This window comes from Haemophilus influenzae (assembly GCF_001457655.1).
Taxonomy (GTDB): Bacteria; Pseudomonadota; Gammaproteobacteria; order Enterobacterales; family Pasteurellaceae; genus Haemophilus; species Haemophilus influenzae.
Genome location: NZ_LN831035.1, coordinates 183,176 through 199,075 on the forward strand (window position 1 = coordinate 183,176; position 15,900 = coordinate 199,075).

At 37.7% G+C, this 15,900-nt stretch carries 16 protein-coding genes and 1 pseudogene; 10 read left to right on the forward strand and 7 right to left on the reverse strand.

What is annotated here, in order from left to right; genetic code table 11:
• Nucleotides 1–137 precede the first annotated feature (137 nt).
• The 8 genes from alaS to ispC all read left to right on the forward strand — a co-directional run bounded on the left by alaS (nt 138) and on the right by ispC (nt 10,275).
• Nucleotides 138–2,762: an alanine--tRNA ligase gene (gene alaS / locus AT683_RS00875; protein WP_011272225.1), complete on the forward strand. Its 2,625-nt coding sequence runs from the start codon at nt 138–140 to the stop codon at nt 2,760–2,762.
• Between the two features lie 77 nt (nt 2,763–2,839).
• Nucleotides 2,840–3,031: a carbon storage regulator CsrA gene (csrA, locus tag AT683_RS00880; protein ID WP_005632782.1), complete on the forward strand. Its 192-nt coding sequence runs from the start codon at nt 2,840–2,842 to the stop codon at nt 3,029–3,031.
• 21 nt (nt 3,032–3,052) lie between these two features.
• Nucleotides 3,053–3,940, forward strand: a complete 888-nt coding sequence (galU, locus tag AT683_RS00885; protein WP_005652408.1) for a UTP--glucose-1-phosphate uridylyltransferase GalU — start codon at nt 3,053–3,055, stop codon at nt 3,938–3,940.
• A 134-nt stretch (nt 3,941–4,074) separates the two neighbouring features.
• Nucleotides 4,075–5,448, forward strand: coding sequence for an argininosuccinate lyase (gene argH, locus AT683_RS00890; RefSeq protein WP_011272224.1), 1,374 nt, complete (start codon nt 4,075–4,077; stop codon nt 5,446–5,448).
• Between the two features lie 144 nt (nt 5,449–5,592).
• The gene (hslO, locus tag AT683_RS00895) at nt 5,593–6,474 is read left to right on the forward strand and encodes an Hsp33 family molecular chaperone HslO (protein WP_005670099.1); all 882 of its coding nucleotides are present in this window, start codon (nt 5,593–5,595) and stop codon (nt 6,472–6,474) included.
• Nucleotides 6,475–6,646: 172 nt separating this feature from the next.
• Complete coding sequence (gene pckA, locus AT683_RS00900; RefSeq protein ID WP_005648384.1) at nt 6,647–8,263, forward strand: phosphoenolpyruvate carboxykinase (ATP); 1,617 nt, start codon at nt 6,647–6,649, stop codon at nt 8,261–8,263.
• 151 nt (nt 8,264–8,414) lie between these two features.
• On the forward strand, nt 8,415–8,972 hold the full coding sequence (gene frr / locus AT683_RS00905) for a ribosome recycling factor (RefSeq protein WP_005652401.1): 558 nt from the start codon (nt 8,415–8,417) through the stop codon (nt 8,970–8,972).
• Nucleotides 8,973–9,081: 109 nt separating this feature from the next.
• The gene (ispC, locus tag AT683_RS00910) at nt 9,082–10,275 is read left to right on the forward strand and encodes a 1-deoxy-D-xylulose-5-phosphate reductoisomerase (RefSeq protein ID WP_011272222.1); all 1,194 of its coding nucleotides are present in this window, start codon (nt 9,082–9,084) and stop codon (nt 10,273–10,275) included.
• Nucleotides 10,276–10,306: 31 nt separating this feature from the next.
• Here ispC and AT683_RS00915 read toward each other — a convergent pair whose 3' ends face one another.
• Nucleotides 10,307–11,116 carry a sulfite exporter TauE/SafE family protein gene (locus AT683_RS00915; RefSeq protein WP_011272221.1) on the reverse strand — a complete coding sequence of 270 codons (810 nt, stop codon included), beginning with the start codon at nt 11,114–11,116 and terminating at the stop codon, nt 10,307–10,309.
• 133 nt (nt 11,117–11,249) lie between these two features.
• On the opposite strand from AT683_RS00915, the pseudogene AT683_RS09595 reads away from it, so the two are divergent.
• Nucleotides 11,250–11,950, forward strand: a pseudogene (locus AT683_RS09595) (SPASM domain-containing protein).
• 118 nt (nt 11,951–12,068) lie between these two features.
• Entirely contained in the window at nt 12,069–12,665 is a 597-nt protein-coding gene (locus AT683_RS00925; protein WP_005670086.1) for a Crp/Fnr family transcriptional regulator, read from the forward strand.
• A gap of 126 nt (nt 12,666–12,791) precedes the next feature.
• On the opposite strand, the gene rplQ is transcribed toward AT683_RS00925, so the two are convergent.
• From rplQ to rpmJ, 6 genes are all read right to left on the reverse strand, one after another.
• Complete coding sequence (gene rplQ / locus AT683_RS00930) at nt 12,792–13,178, reverse strand: 50S ribosomal protein L17 (protein ID WP_005648400.1); 387 nt, start codon at nt 13,176–13,178, stop codon at nt 12,792–12,794.
• A gap of 40 nt (nt 13,179–13,218) precedes the next feature.
• Nucleotides 13,219–14,205 carry a DNA-directed RNA polymerase subunit alpha gene (locus tag AT683_RS00935; protein ID WP_005648402.1) on the reverse strand — a complete coding sequence of 329 codons (987 nt, stop codon included), beginning with the start codon at nt 14,203–14,205 and terminating at the stop codon, nt 13,219–13,221.
• Nucleotides 14,206–14,236: 31 nt separating this feature from the next.
• Entirely contained in the window at nt 14,237–14,857 is a 621-nt protein-coding gene (gene rpsD / locus AT683_RS00940; protein WP_005648404.1) for a 30S ribosomal protein S4, read from the reverse strand.
• A 27-nt stretch (nt 14,858–14,884) separates the two neighbouring features.
• A complete protein-coding gene (gene rpsK / locus AT683_RS00945; protein WP_005543603.1) occupies nt 14,885–15,274 on the reverse strand; it encodes a 30S ribosomal protein S11 in 390 nt (129 codons plus the stop codon).
• Nucleotides 15,275–15,289: 15 nt separating this feature from the next.
• Nucleotides 15,290–15,646: a 30S ribosomal protein S13 gene (gene rpsM, locus AT683_RS00950; RefSeq protein WP_005648406.1), complete on the reverse strand. Its 357-nt coding sequence runs from the start codon at nt 15,644–15,646 to the stop codon at nt 15,290–15,292.
• A gap of 139 nt (nt 15,647–15,785) precedes the next feature.
• A complete protein-coding gene (rpmJ, locus tag AT683_RS00955; RefSeq protein WP_005625868.1) occupies nt 15,786–15,899 on the reverse strand; it encodes a 50S ribosomal protein L36 in 114 nt (37 codons plus the stop codon).
• Nucleotide 15,900 lies beyond the last annotated feature (1 nt).

Genomic DNA, 15,900 nt, shown 5'->3' on the forward strand with positions numbered 1-15,900 from the left:
CGCACTTCTCAAATAGCGTCGTGAAGTGCGGTTTTATTTTGGGGTTTTGGCAAAAAGCCTTTTTATAAATTTCAAAAATATGCAAAAATAGGGCGATTTAGTTTTTATTTTATTATGGGTAACAAGGATTCTTTTTAATGAAAACAACAGCAGAAATAAGACAATCATTCCTTGATTTTTTCCATAGCAAAGGTCACCAAGTAGTTGAGAGTAGCTCACTTGTGCCGGAAAATGATCCGACTTTGCTTTTCACGAACGCTGGGATGAACCAATTTAAGGATGTATTCCTTGGAATGGATAAACGCCCTTATTCTCGAGCCACCACCGCACAACGTTGCGTGCGTGCTGGTGGTAAGCATAACGACTTAGAAAATGTTGGTTATACCGCGCGTCACCATACTTTCTTTGAAATGCTCGGTAACTTCAGTTTTGGTGATTACTTTAAACAGGATGCGATTAATTTTGCTTGGGAATATTTAACTTCTCCACAATGGCTTGGTTTACCTAAAGAAAAACTCTGGGTAACCGTGTATGAAACTGACGACGAAGCCTATAATATTTGGAATAAAGATGTTGGTGTTCCTGCTGAACGCATTATTCGCATTGGTGACAATAAAGGCTCACCTTACGCATCAGACAACTTCTGGGCAATGGGCGACACAGGTCCTTGCGGTCCTTGTACTGAAATTTTCTACGATCACGGCGATCATATTTGGGGCGGACCTCCAGGCTCACCAGAAGAAGATGGCGACCGTTATATTGAAATCTGGAACGTTGTGTTTATGCAGTTCAACCGTTTAGCAGATGGCACAATGGAAAAATTACCTCGTCCGTCTGTTGATACAGGTATGGGTTTAGAGCGTATTTCTGCTGTGTTGCAACATGTGAACTCAAACTACGAGATTGATATTTTCAAAACATTAATCGCAAAAACGGCGGAAATTGTAGGCGCAACAGATTTAACTAACAAATCACTACGTGTTATTGCTGACCATATTCGTTCTTGTGCATATTTAATCGCCGATGGCGTTATCCCATCAAATGAAGGGCGTGGTTATGTCTTACGTCGTATTATTCGCCGCGCAGTTCGTCACGGTCATCTATTAGGTGCCAAAGAATCCTTTTTCTATAAACTCGTGCCAACTCTAATTGAAGTAATGGCTGAAGCTGGAAAAGATGTAAAAGCAAAACAAACAAATGTTGAAAAACTATTACGTCTAGAAGAAGAACAATTTGCTCGTACTCTAGAGCGTGGCTTGAGCTTATTAGATGAAGCACTTTCTCAAGTGAAAGATGGCATTCTTTCAGGTGAAGTTGCATTCAAACTTTATGATACTTATGGTTTCCCATTGGATTTAACGGCTGATGTATGCCGTGAGCGTAACATTACTATTGATGAACAAGCGTTTGACCGTGAAATGGAAGCACAACGTACTCGTGCTCAAGCAGCGAGCCAGTTTGGTGTGGACTACAACAGCGTTATTCGTGTAGATGGCGAAACTAAGTTTGAAGGCTATACTGAAGTAGAATCTCAGGCAAAAATTACCGCACTTTTCTATGATGGTAAATCAGTGGAAAGTATCGAAGTAGGTCAAAGTGCGGTCGTTATTTTAGAAAATACGCCATTTTATGCAGAATCAGGTGGTCAGATTGGCGATAGCGGATATTTAAGCACACAAGGTGTAACCTTTAATGTGAAAGATACCCAAAAATATGGGCAAGTATTTGGACACATTGGGGAATTAACGCAAGGAAGTTTAAAAGTTGGACAATCAGTGAATGCGATTGTGGACGCTAAACGTCGCCACAACACATCACTCAATCACTCAGCGACACACTTATTGCACGCTGCCTTACGTCAAATTCTAGGTTTACACGTTGTGCAAAAAGGTTCGCTTGTTTCAGATAAAGCCTTACGTTTTGACTTTGCGCAACCAGAAGCCATTACCAAAGAGCAATTGAGTGAAATTGAAACATTAGTAAACCAAAAAATCCGCGCTAACTTTCCAGTTCAAACGGATATTATGGATATTGATTCCGCAAAAGCGAAAGGAGCAATGGCTCTCTTTGGCGAAAAATATGGCGATAAGGTTCGTGTATTAACGATGGGCGATTTCTCAATTGAGCTGTGTGGCGGTATTCACGCAAAACGCACAGGCGATATTGGTTTATTTAAAATTATTACTGAAAACGCAGTGGCTGCAGGCATTCGTCGTATTGAAGCTGTAACAGGTCAAAATGCCATTGACTGGTTACATAATCAACAACGCATTCTGACCCAAAGCGCAGACTTATTAAAATCAGACGTAAATACCTTAGTGGAAAAAATCCAACAACTTCAAGACAAAACGAAGAAAGTGGAAAAAGAATTACAAGGTCTAAAAGAAAAAGCCGCAATGCAGGCTGGTTCTGATTTTGTAAAAAGTGCGGTCAAAATCAACGGTGTTTCTGTTATTGCACAACAATTAGATGGTATAGAAACAAAATCATTACGCGTAATGGTCGATGATTTAAAAAATCAACTCGGATCAGGCGTAATTGCATTTGCATCAATATTAGATGAAAAAGTTAATCTCGTCGTTGGAGTGACAAATGATTTAACCGCCAAAATAAAAGCTGGAGAACTTGTTAATTTAATGGCTCAACAAGTTGGAGGAAAAGGCGGTGGCCGTCCAGATATGGCAATGGCAGGAGGTTCCCAACCAGAAAATGTGGCACAAGCAATTAAAGTGGCACAAGACTGGTTAAACAAAAATCTGTAGTACAAGCTGGTTGGTGGAATGCCAACCGTTCCTTGATTGATAGGATATCTAATAAATGCAAACTAAGGAGATAAAAGATGTTAATCTTAACTCGTAAAGTTGGCGAAAGTGTACTTATTGGAGATGATATTTCTATCACGGTTTTGAGTGTACGTGGAAACCAAGTTAAACTCGGTGTTGAAGCACCTAAAGAAGTATCCGTTCACCGAGAAGAAATTTACCAACGAATTAAACAAACGAAAGATGAACCCTATTTAGGTTCCTCTTAGTTAAACAATGGATATAATAATATGAAAGCAATTATTCCTGTCGCCGGTCTTGGCACACGTATGTTGCCCGCCACGAAGGCGATTCCGAAGGAAATGCTCACTTTGGTGGATAAACCGTTAATTCAATACGTGGTAAATGAATGTGTAGCTGCTGGCATAAAAGAAATTGTGCTGGTAACACATTCATCAAAAAATGCTATCGAAAACCATTTTGATACATCTTTTGAATTAGAAACAATGCTGGAAAAACGTGTGAAGCGTCAGCTTCTAGAAGAAGTTCGTTCTATCTGTCCAAAAAATGTAACCATTATGCACGTTCGTCAAGGTAATGCGAAAGGTTTAGGTCACGCCGTGTTATGCGGTCGTCCTTTAGTAGGAAATGAATCTTTTGCCGTTATGTTACCAGATGTATTATTAGCTGAATTTAGTGCAGATCAGAAAAAAGAAAATCTTGCTGCAATGATTCAACGCTTTAATGAAACTGGCGCAAGCCAAATTATGGTAACCCCAGTTCCGCAAGAAAATGTGAGTAGCTATGGTGTTGCAGATTGTGGTGGCATTGAGCTTAATGGCGGCGAAAGTGCAAAAATTAATAGTATTGTTGAAAAACCTTCTATTGAAGACGCACCATCAAATCTTGCTGTGGTTGGGCGTTATGTTTTTTCAGCAGCAATTTGGGATTTGTTAGAAAAAACACCAATTGGTGTTGGCGATGAAATCCAATTAACCGATGCTATTGATATGCTCATTGAAAAAGAAACCGTTGAAGCATTTCATATGACAGGGGAAACTTTTGATTGTGGCGATAAAATTGGTTATATGGAAGCTTTCGTAGAATATGGTATTCGTCACGAAAAATTAGGTAAAGAATTTAAATCCTTTATCAAAAATTTGGCAAAAACGCTATAAATAGCACTAATACAAATAAAATGGACAAAATGAAAGATTTTGTCCATTTTTGTTTTATTATTAATATAGAATATTGCTTTATGAATAAATATGCACAATAATAGAATAATTAATTAAAACAAAAAGGAAAAATTATGGCACTTTGGGGTGGGCGTTTTACACAAGCCGCAGATAAGCGTTTTAAAGATTTTAATGACTCATTACGTTTTGACTATCGTTTGGCAGAACAGGATATTCAAGGCTCAATTGGCTGGTCCAAGGCCTTAGTAAAAGTGAATGTATTAACTGTTGAAGAACAGCATCAACTTGAGCAAGCACTAAATGAATTACTTGTTGAAGTGCGGTCAAATCCGCAAGCAATTTTACAAGATGATGCTGAAGATATTCATAGTTGGGTTGAGAGTAAGCTAATTGATAAAGTAGGCAACCTTGGTAAAAAATTACATACTGGTCGTAGCCGCAACGATCAAGTGGCAGTAGATATAAAACTGTGGTGCAAACAGCGTGTGGTTGAATTACAAGAATCCGTGCGTAATTTGCAACGCCACTTAGTTCAAACCGCAGAAAACACACAACAAGCAGTAATGCCTGGCTACACCCATTTACAACGAGCTCAACCAATCACTTTTGCCCATTGGTGTATGGCATATGTGGAAATGTTCGACCGCGACTATTCACGTTTAACAGATGCGTATAATCGTATGAATACTTGTCCACTTGGTAGTGGTGCGCTGGCTGGTACGGCTTATGCTGTAGATCGTGATTCACTTGCGCACGATCTTAGTTTTGCTTTCGCAACTAGAAATAGCTTAGATAGCGTCTCTGATCGCGATCATATCGTAGAATTACTTTCTATCGCCTCTCTTAGTATGGCACATCTTTCCCGCTTTGCTGAAGATATGATTATCTTTAACAGCGGAGAAGCAAATTTCGTGGAACTATCCGATCGTGTGACTTCTGGTTCATCATTAATGCCACAAAAGAAAAATCCTGATGCTTGTGAGTTAATTCGGGGCAAAACGGGGAGAGTAATTGGTTCATTAACATCTATGTTAATCACCTTAAAAGGCTTGCCACTTGCGTATAATAAAGATATGCAAGAAGACAAAGAGGGCATTTTTGATGCCTTAGATACTTGGCAAAACTGTGTAGATATGGCAACGTTCGTCTTAGATGAATTGAAAGTAAATGTTGAACGTACTCGTGAAGCTGCGTTAAAAGGATATTCAAACGCAACTGAATTAGCGGATTATTTAGTCTCTAAAGGCGTACCTTTCCGAGATTCCCATCATATCGTGGGCGAAACAGTGGTTTATGCAATCGAGAAAGGCAAAGGATTAGAAGATCTGACTATCCCTGAATTCCGCCAATTTAGTGAAGTAGTGGGAGATGACGTTTACGAGATTCTTTCTCTCCAATCTTGCTTAGACAAACGTTGTGCAAAAGGTGGCGTATCGCCATTGCGTGTTGCCGAAGCTATTGCAGAAGCCAAAACAAGATTTGCTTAATTAATATTATAACTTAGAGATCACATTGGATTTTACAAGCCTCTAAGTACCACCTATTTATAAGCAAAAACACTTAAATAAGATGATAAAAACAAAAAGTGCGGAAAAAACCACCGCACTTTTTATCTCAATTAGGAATAATCAATGACCAATCAACAAGACTATACTCAAGACAATGACAAACTTTACCGTTATCTTTTCCAACATCGTGCAGTTCGTGGAGAATGGGTTCGCTTAAATAAAACATTTACTGATACATTAAATACCCATCAGTATCCTAAAGCAGTACAGGATTTATTGGGAGAAATGATGGTAGCGACTAATTTACTCACTGCCACACTAAAATTTGCCGGCAATATTACCGTACAAATTCAAGGCGATGGCCCATTACGCTTAGCATTAGTAAATGGTAATGATCAACAACAAATCCGCGCCCTTGCTCGAGTGGATGGCAACATCACTGAAAATATGAGTCTGCATAATATGATTGGTAAAGGCGTATTGGTCATTACTATTGCACCAAAAGAAGGCGAACGCTATCAAGGTGTAATTAGCTTGGATAAACCCACGATCACGGAATGCTTAGAAGATTATTTTGTACGCTCAGAACAGCTTCAAACTCAATTAATTATTCGTACTGGAGAATATGAAGGCAAGCCAGTGGCAGCAGGTATGTTATTACAAATTATGCCTGATGGTTCTGGTACACCAGAAGATTTTGAGCATTTAACTACGCTCGCAGCAACAGTAAAAGATGAAGAATTATTTGGTCTCCCTGCAGAAGAGTTACTCTATCGTTTATATCACGAAGAAACCGTCAATCTTTATCCAGCACAAGATGTACAATTTTTCTGTGGCTGCTCTGCTGAGCGTTCTAGTTCTGCATTACTGCTCATCTCTGATGAAGAAATTGACGAAATATTAGCCGAACATAAAGGCAGTATTGATATGCAATGTGAGTGTTGTGGTACACACTACTTCTTTAATAAAGAAGCGATTGAAAAATTAAAATCAACAAGAGTTTAAAAACAATCCCGACACAATGTCGGGATTTTTGCTCTATATCACAATATCACTAAAAAGAGGTAAAGTTCTTAAAAAAATGTTTAAAAATGAGATCTACTTAACATTTTTTTATATTGACATCCATTATAATAAGCCACAGTTAAATTTTAATCTTATATATTAGAGGTGACTTATGACAGACTTAAATAAAGTGGTAAAAGAACTTGAAGCTCTTGGCATTTATGACGTAAAAGAAGTTGTTTACAATCCAAGCTACGAGCAATTGTTCGAAGAAGAAACTAAACCAGGCTTAGAAGGCTTTGAAAAAGGTACTTTAACTACGACTGGTGCAGTGGCAGTAGATACAGGTATCTTCACAGGTCGTTCTCCAAAAGATAAATATATCGTGTTAGATGAAAAAACAAAAGATACTGTTTGGTGGACATCTGAAACAGCAAAAAACGACAACAAGCCAATGAACCAAGCTACATGGCAAAGCTTAAAAGACTTGGTAACTAACCAACTTTCTCGTAAACGCTTATTTGTAGTTGATGGTTTCTGTGGTGCGAGCGAACACGACCGTATTGCAGTACGTATTGTCACTGAAGTAGCGTGGCAAGCACATTTTGTAAAAAATATGTTTATTCGCCCAACTGAAGAACAACTCAAAAATTTTGAACCAGATTTCGTTGTAATGAACGGTTCTAAAGTAACCAATCCAAACTGGAAAGAACAAGGTTTAAATTCAGAAAACTTTGTTGCTTTCAACTTGACTGAACGCATTCAATTAATCGGCGGTACTTGGTACGGCGGCGAAATGAAAAAAGGTATGTTCTCAATGATGAACTACTTCCTACCTCTCAAAGGTGTTGGTGCAATGCACTGCTCAGCTAACGTTGGTAAAGATGGCGATGTAGCAATCTTCTTCGGCTTATCTGGCACAGGTAAAACAACCCTTTCAACGGATCCAAAACGTGAATTAATCGGAGATGATGAACACGGTTGGGATGATGTTGGTATCTTTAACTTTGAAGGTGGTTGTTATGCGAAAACCATTCATCTTTCAGAAGAAAATGAACCAGATATTTACCGCGCTATCCGTCGCGACGCATTATTAGAAAACGTGGTTGTTCGTTCAGATGGTTCTGTTGATTTCGATGATGGTTCAAAAACAGAAAACACTCGCGTGTCTTACCCAATTTATCACATCGATAACATTGTAAAACCAGTTTCTCGTGCAGGTCACGCAACTAAAGTGATTTTCTTAACTGCAGATGCATTTGGCGTATTACCACCAGTATCTAAATTGACACCAGAACAAACTAAATACTACTTCTTATCTGGTTTCACAGCGAAATTAGCAGGGACTGAACGTGGTATTACTGAACCAACGCCAACTTTCTCAGCATGTTTCGGTGCAGCATTTTTAACGCTTCATCCAACTCAATATGCAGAAGTGTTAGTAAAACGTATGCAAGCAGCAGGTGCTGAAGCTTACTTAGTGAATACTGGTTGGAATGGCACAGGCAAACGTATCTCAATCAAAGATACTCGCGGAATCATTGATGCAATCTTAGATGGCTCAATTGAAAAAGCTGAAATGGGCGAATTGCCAATCTTCAACTTAGCAATTCCTAAAGCATTACCAGGTGTAGATTCTGCAATCTTAGATCCTCGCGATACTTACGCAGATAAAGCACAATGGCAATCAAAAGCTGAAGACTTAGCAGGTCGTTTTGTGAAAAACTTTGTTAAATATGCAACTAACGAAGAAGGCAAAGCTTTAATTGCAGCTGGTCCTAAAGCTTAATTAAAAATACTAAAAATATTAACCGCACTTTGGGTAACTGAAGTGCGGTCATTTTTTATCTGTTTTCAAGCTGATAAATGTATTCAAAAATTTAAAAAAATCCAGTAAAATCACGGCGTTCTAACTTTCATCAATTAAAAAGGACAATGCAATGCTTAACCAAATTAAAAAAGATGCTCAAGATCGTATGGAAAAAAGCCTTGAAGCATTAAAAGGTCATATTTCAAAAATTCGTACTGGTCGTGCTCAACCGAGTTTACTTGATGCAATTCAAGTTGAATATTACGGTGCGGCGACCCCACTTCGCCAATTAGCAAACGTAGTGGCAGAAGATGCGCGTACTTTAGCCGTAACTGTTTTTGATCGTTCTTTAATCTCTGCGGTAGAAAAAGCAATTTTAACCTCAGATTTAGGTTTAAACCCATCTTCAGCGGGTACCACAATCCGTGTTCCGCTTCCGCCATTAACAGAAGAACGTCGTCGCGATTTAATCAAGATCGTAAAAGGCGAAGGTGAACAAGGTAAAGTTGCGATTCGTAATGTGCGTCGTGATGCGAATGATAAAATCAAAGCATTATTAAAAGACAAAGAAATCAGCGAAAACGAACAACATAAAGCAGAAGAAGAAATCCAAAAAATCACAGATATTTACATTAAAAAAGTAGATGAAGTATTAGCGGATAAAGAAAAAGAATTAATGGATTTCTAATCATCAAAAAATACGAAAGGCAGACAGTTTTGTCTGCCTTTATTTTATTAGGTATGCGAATTTAGACGTACCAATGAAAATATAATCAACAAAGTGCGGTAAAGATTCTATGCAAAAACAAAACATTGTCATTCTTGGTTCAACGGGATCAATCGGTAAGAGTACCCTTTCTGTTATCGAAAATAACCCTCAGAAATATCATGCATTTGCACTCGTCGGCGGAAAAAATGTAGAAGCAATGTTTGAACAATGTATCAAATTCCGACCGCACTTTGCGGCTCTTGATGATGTAAATGCGGCTAAAATTTTACGTGAAAAATTAATTGCGCATCATATTCCAACGAAAGTATTAGCAGGACGACGAGCTATTTGCGAACTCGCAGCACACCCAGATGCCGATCAGATAATGGCGTCGATTGTTGGTGCAGCAGGATTGTTACCGACTCTTTCAGCGGTTAAAGCAGGTAAACGGGTATTACTGGCAAATAAAGAATCACTGGTAACCTGCGGACAGCTTTTTATTGATGCCGTAAAAAACTATGGCTCGAAGCTTTTACCAGTAGATAGTGAACATAATGCTATCTTTCAATCATTACCGCCAGAAGCACAAGAAAAAATCGGTTTTTGCCCACTTTCTGAATTAGGTGTAAGTAAAATTATACTCACTGGTTCTGGCGGACCATTCCGTTACACGCCACTTGAACAATTCACCAACATAACACCAGAACAAGCAGTTGCGCACCCTAATTGGTCTATGGGTAAAAAAATTTCTGTCGATTCAGCTACAATGATGAATAAAGGCTTAGAATACATTGAGGCTCGCTGGCTTTTCAATGCAAGTGCGGAAGAAATGGAAGTCATTATTCATCCACAATCAATTATTCATTCTATGGTGCGTTATGTTGATGGCTCAGTCATAGCTCAAATGGGAAATCCAGATATGCGTACACCAATTGCAGAAACTATGGCATATCCTCACCGCACTTTTGCTGGAGTAGAACCACTCGATTTCTTTAAAATCAAAGAACTGACTTTTATTGAACCTGATTTTAATCGCTATCCGAATTTAAAACTGGCTATTGATGCCTTTGCTGCGGGTCAATATGCGACAACAGCAATGAATGCAGCTAATGAAATTGCCGTACAAGCATTTTTAGATCGTCAAATTAGTTTTATGGATATTGCAAAAATTAATTCGAAAACAATTGAGAGAATTTCGCCTTATACCATTCAAAATATTGATGATGTACTCGAAATTGATGCACAAGCAAGAGAGATTGCGAAAACACTAATTAGAGAATAGACCTAGAATAACTAGGTCTAGTTTATTCGATTTAATGGAATACAAATTCCAAAATGCACATATAGGCTGCAATACAAAATAAAATAATCGCCAATAATTTTCTTGTTAAAACTGGATTCATTAATCCACGCAATTTCATTGAGAAGAAACTCATTCCAAATGAACCCAAGGTAACGACACCAACTACAAGAAAGTTTACATATCCTAGTTGGCCACTTAGGCTGATATCATAGGGAAAAGCTCTAGTGAGATAGCCGTATAGATTACCAATACCACCAATAATCATCATATAGTTCGTATAAACGGCAATTTGTTGCGTTTTTACCCCCTTTAATTGCCCGACAAGGGGCGCAAGAATAGAACCGCCTCCAATACCTGTAATACCCGCAATTAAGCCTCCTCCACAAAAACTAATACTACCTTTAGCTCGTTCTATAGGAGACATATTAAACACTTCTATTTGTATTCTCGATCTGTTCAAAAATGTTTTAATCGCTAGTGCACTTAAACTAACCGTAAAAATTAAACTAATTATCGCTGTAGAAAAATAAAAACTTAATTCAAAACCAATTTGCACCCCAATCACCATAGCAATAGACCATAAAATCATATTGATATAATCAATTTTAATTTTTTGCTTATGGAAAAATAATAAATTAATCAATGCGGTACACATCACAATGGTGAGTGACGTAGCTGAAATAACTTGAATCGGTAACGCAGGAAACAATGTACGTAAAATTGGCACCATCAATACCCCACCGCCAATACCAAAAATAGCAGAAACCATATTGGTACAAATACCGCAAATCAGTAAGATAAAAATTGTACTAAACGCCATCTTAGATCCTATTTAAAAATTCATTTAATCATACTTCATTTTGACGTAAGAGCATATGCGCAACTTATGATCGCTATCATATACAGTTAAAATTATTCTGCTATGATAAAAAGAATAAGGAGGATACGTAGATATGAATTCATTTCAATTAATGGCAAAACCTACTGGTTCAATTTGTAATTTAGATTGTAAATATTGCTTTTACTTGGAAAAACCTCACTTAAATCAACGGGCTATGACTAATGAAGTATTAGAAGCCTATATCAAATCCTATATTGAAGCAACGCCTCAACAACAAGTTACTTTCCTATGGCAAGGCGGCGAGCCAACCCTAGCAGGTCTTGATTTCTACAAAAGAGCGGTCAATTTTTAATTAATATTTTTGATGAATGGTATGCCAATGATGTCGGCAAAATTGGTATTCAATTTATTGAACAATGGTTTATGGCTTACCTTGGTTTACAACCAAGTTTATGTATTTTTCGTGAAACCTGCGGCGATCAATTGGTTATTGAACAAAATGGCGATATTTATAGTTGCGATCATTATGTTTATCCTGAATATAAACTCGGAAATCTTATTGAAACCCCTCTAATACAGCTCCTTGATAATAATACTAAACAAAAGAATTTTGGTGCAGCGAAATCTTTTCTTTCCGAACAGTGTAAAATCTGTAAGTTTCGCTTTGCATGTCACGGAGGATGTCCAAAACATCGTACAATTCAAGGATTTGGTAAAGCACATAATCAACTTTGTGAGGCATATTATTCAGCACTTTCTCATATGGATCCATATTTAAAGTCATTTGCAAAATCATTTGGCAAAATAAAATAATATTTATCTAGTTCAAAATTTTGTTAAACACTTCACATTTTCATAATTTGCTTATAGAAGAAAAATATAGAAATTTGTATAGTAATCTAAAGTTATTGATATATTAAAAGACGCCTTTATGTTTACATTGTCCTATTATCTACCACAAAACTTAAATAAATGTATTATTTCTGAGAGTAAAACTCTAGAAAAAAACAGCTTAATTTATGCACAAGGCGAGAAGCCTAAAGAATTTTATTTTTTAAAACAAGGGCTAGTTGGTCTGTATCATAGTCTGGAAAATGGCAAAGAAACATTGACTCGACTTTATCACGCTAATGAATATTTTGGTTTTCGTACTATTTTTAGTGAAACATCTTATCATTGCAGTGCAAAAGTATTAATGGAAGCCGATATAGTTAGAATATTTCCTGGTAATCACGCAAATTTTATTGCAAATAACCCTGATTTTTCTTGTTATCTTATGAAACAACTTTCTAATGAATTATATGATGCAGAACACCGAATAAGTAATACAGCTTATAAGCGTAGTTACGAACGTATTATTGATGCCATTGAAAATTTAACTGAAAGTTATCCCGATTATCCTTGGACCTACCGAGAAGTAGCGGAATTTTGTGGATGTGAAACTGAAACCGCAATTCGTATTAGTAGAGAGCTTAAAAAACAAGGAATTTTAGATAAAAATACACGACATCTACGAATATGCTCTTAAAATTTACCACTGCTCGCTGATTGTAAATAATATATCTAAGTAATGATTAAATCAGATAAAGATTTTTGTAATATATAAAATAAAAAAGCCCACTATATAAAGTGAGCTTCTTTTTAGAATTAATTTTTATTCCTCAGTTGTTGCCTCAGCAACTTCTGGACGATCAACTAACTCAATGTATGCCATTGGTGCATTATCGCCTGCACGGAAACCACATTTCAAAATGCGAGTGTAACCACCTGCACGTTGAGCAAAACGTGGACCTAATTCATTAAATAATTTTGCAACAGTTTCAACGTTGCGAGTACGAGCGAATGCTAAACGACGGTTAGCAACGCTATCTACTTTTGCTAATGTAATTAACGGTTCAACTACACGGCGTAATTCTTTAGCTTTAGGCAAAGTAGTCTTAATGATTTCATGACTAACTAAAGCACTTGCTAAGTTACGGAACATCGCTTGACGATGACTACTATTACGGTTTAGTTGACGACCACTCTTACGATGGCGCATGATCTTATCCTTCTCAGAAAAATCTTAACCTATGACCAAACTAGTCTTCAGCAATACTTGCTGGCGGCCAATTTTCAAGGCGCATACCAAGTGACAAGCCACGAGAAGCAAGAACATCCTTAATTTCAGTAAGAGATTTCTTACCAAGATTAGGGGTTTTTAATAATTCTACTTCAGTACGTTGCACTAAATCACCGATATAATGAATTGTTTCTGCTTTCAAACAGTTAGCAGAACGAACTGTCAGCTCTAAATCATCTACAGGACGTAATAAAATCGGATCAAATTCCGGTTTTTCTTCCTTAATCTCAGGCTGACGAACATCACGTAAATCAACGAATGCATCAAGTTGCTCCGCCAAGATTGTTGCTGCACGACGAATTGCTTCTTCTGGCTCAAGTGCACCATTAGTTTCTAACTCAATAACGAGCTTATCCAAATCTGTACGCTGCTCAACACGAGCTGCCTCTACATTATACGCAATTCGTTCAACCGGACTATAACAAGCATCAACAAGCAAACGACCAATTGGACGTTCTTCTTGCGTATGTGTACGAGATGAAGCAGGAACATATCCTCTACCACGCTGAACACGTATACGCATACTAATTGAAGCGTTTTCATCAGTTAAATGACAAATCACATGATCTGGATTTACAATTTCAACATCACCATCATGGGTAATGTCCGCTGCAACAACAGGGCCAATTCCAGATTTATTTAATGTCAGAATAACGTCATCTTTATTCTGTACTTTAACCGCTAGACCTTTAAGGTTCAAAAGTACTTCAAGAATATCTTCTTGAACACCTTCCTTACTACTATATTCATGCAATACGCCATCAATTTCTACTTCAGTTACAGCACAACCTGGCATTGAAGACAGAAGGATACGACGCAATGCATTACCTAGAGTATGACCAAAACCACGCTCTAACGGTTCTAAGATCACTTTAGCATGTGTTGAACTAATTTGTTCAATATCTACTAAACGTGGTTTTAAAAATTCTGTAACAGAACCCTGCATTTTATCCTCTCTTTGGTTTTAAGCTTAACTATTATTTAGAGTAAAGCTCAACGATCAGATGTTCGTTAATGTCTGCTGATAAATCAGAACGTTCAGGAACACGTTTGAATACACCTTCCATTTTTGCAGAATCAACTTCTAACCATGTTGGTTTTTCTCTTTGCTCTGCTAATTCTAATGATGCTTTAATACGAGCTTGTTTTTTCGATTTTTCACGAATAGCAACTACATCATTTACAGAAACTTGGAAAGATGGAATATTAACAACACGACCATTCACAACAATTGCTTTATGACTCACTAATTGACGAGCCTCTGCACGAGTTGCAGCAAATCCCATGCGATAAACAACGTTATCCAATCTACCTTCTAATAACACTAATAAATTTTCACCAGTGTTACCTTTCAAACGGTTTGCTTCTTTATAGTAGTTACGGAATTGACGTTCTAAAATACCATAGATACGACGAACTTTTTGTTTTTCACGTAACTGACTACCATAGTCAGACAAACGCGGTTTACGAGCACCGTGCTGACCTGGTGCTGTATCAATTTTACATTTTGAATCAATCGCACGCACGCCTGATTTAAGGAATAAATCAGTGCCTTCACGACGGCTGAGCTTGAGTTTAGGACCCAAATATCTTGCCATTTTCTTTCTCCAACTATCCTATACGTCTTAAACACGACGTTTTTTCGGTGGACGACAACCGTTATGAGGAATCGGAGTCACATCAGTAATATTCGTGATACGGAAACCCGCTGCGTTTAACGCACGAATTGTAGATTCACGACCTGGACCCGGACCTTTAACCATAACTTCCAAGTTCTTTAAGCCAAATTCTTTAACGATTTCAGCACAACGCTCTGCCGCAACTTGCGCTGCGAACGGAGTTGATTTACGAGAACCACGGAAACCTGAACCACCTGCAGTTGCCCAAGCTAGAGCATTACCTTGACGGTCAGTAATAGTAACGATTGTATTATTGAAAGATGCGTGAATATGTGCTACGCCATCTACAACTTGTTTTTTTACACGTTTACGTGCACGAACTGGTGTTTTAGCCATTCTTATTTACCCCGACTATTTTTTGATCGGCTTACGTGGACCCTTACGGGTACGCGCATTAGTTTTAGTACGTTGACCACGTACTGGTAAACTACGACGATGACGTAAACCACGATAGCATCCTAAGTCTAAAAGACGTTTGATGTTTAGTGTTACTTCACGACGTAAGTCACCTTCAACGGTAAATTTACCAACTTCGTCACGCAGTTTGTCAATCTGCTCTTCAGACAATTCTCTGATCTTAACATCTTCAGCAATACCCGCTGCTGCACAAATAGCTTGTGAACGAGTTTTACCAATACCGTAAATGGCAGTTAAAGCGATTACAGCGTGTTTATGATCAGGAATGTTAATGCCTGCAATACGGGCCACTATGCACTCCTATATTTTAATTAATTTGATATTCTGATCTTGAAAAGCCCGTTTTCAGGATACTCAAACAGAATATCAAGGACATAAATGAGTTGAGCAGTATAACTACTCAACTGGTTCTTGGCAAGAAAAATGTTAATTAACCTTGACGTTGTTTATGTTTAGGGTCGCTACACAATACGCGTACAACACCCTCACGTTTAACAATCTTACAGTTACGACACATTTTCTTTACGGAAGCACGAACTTTCATT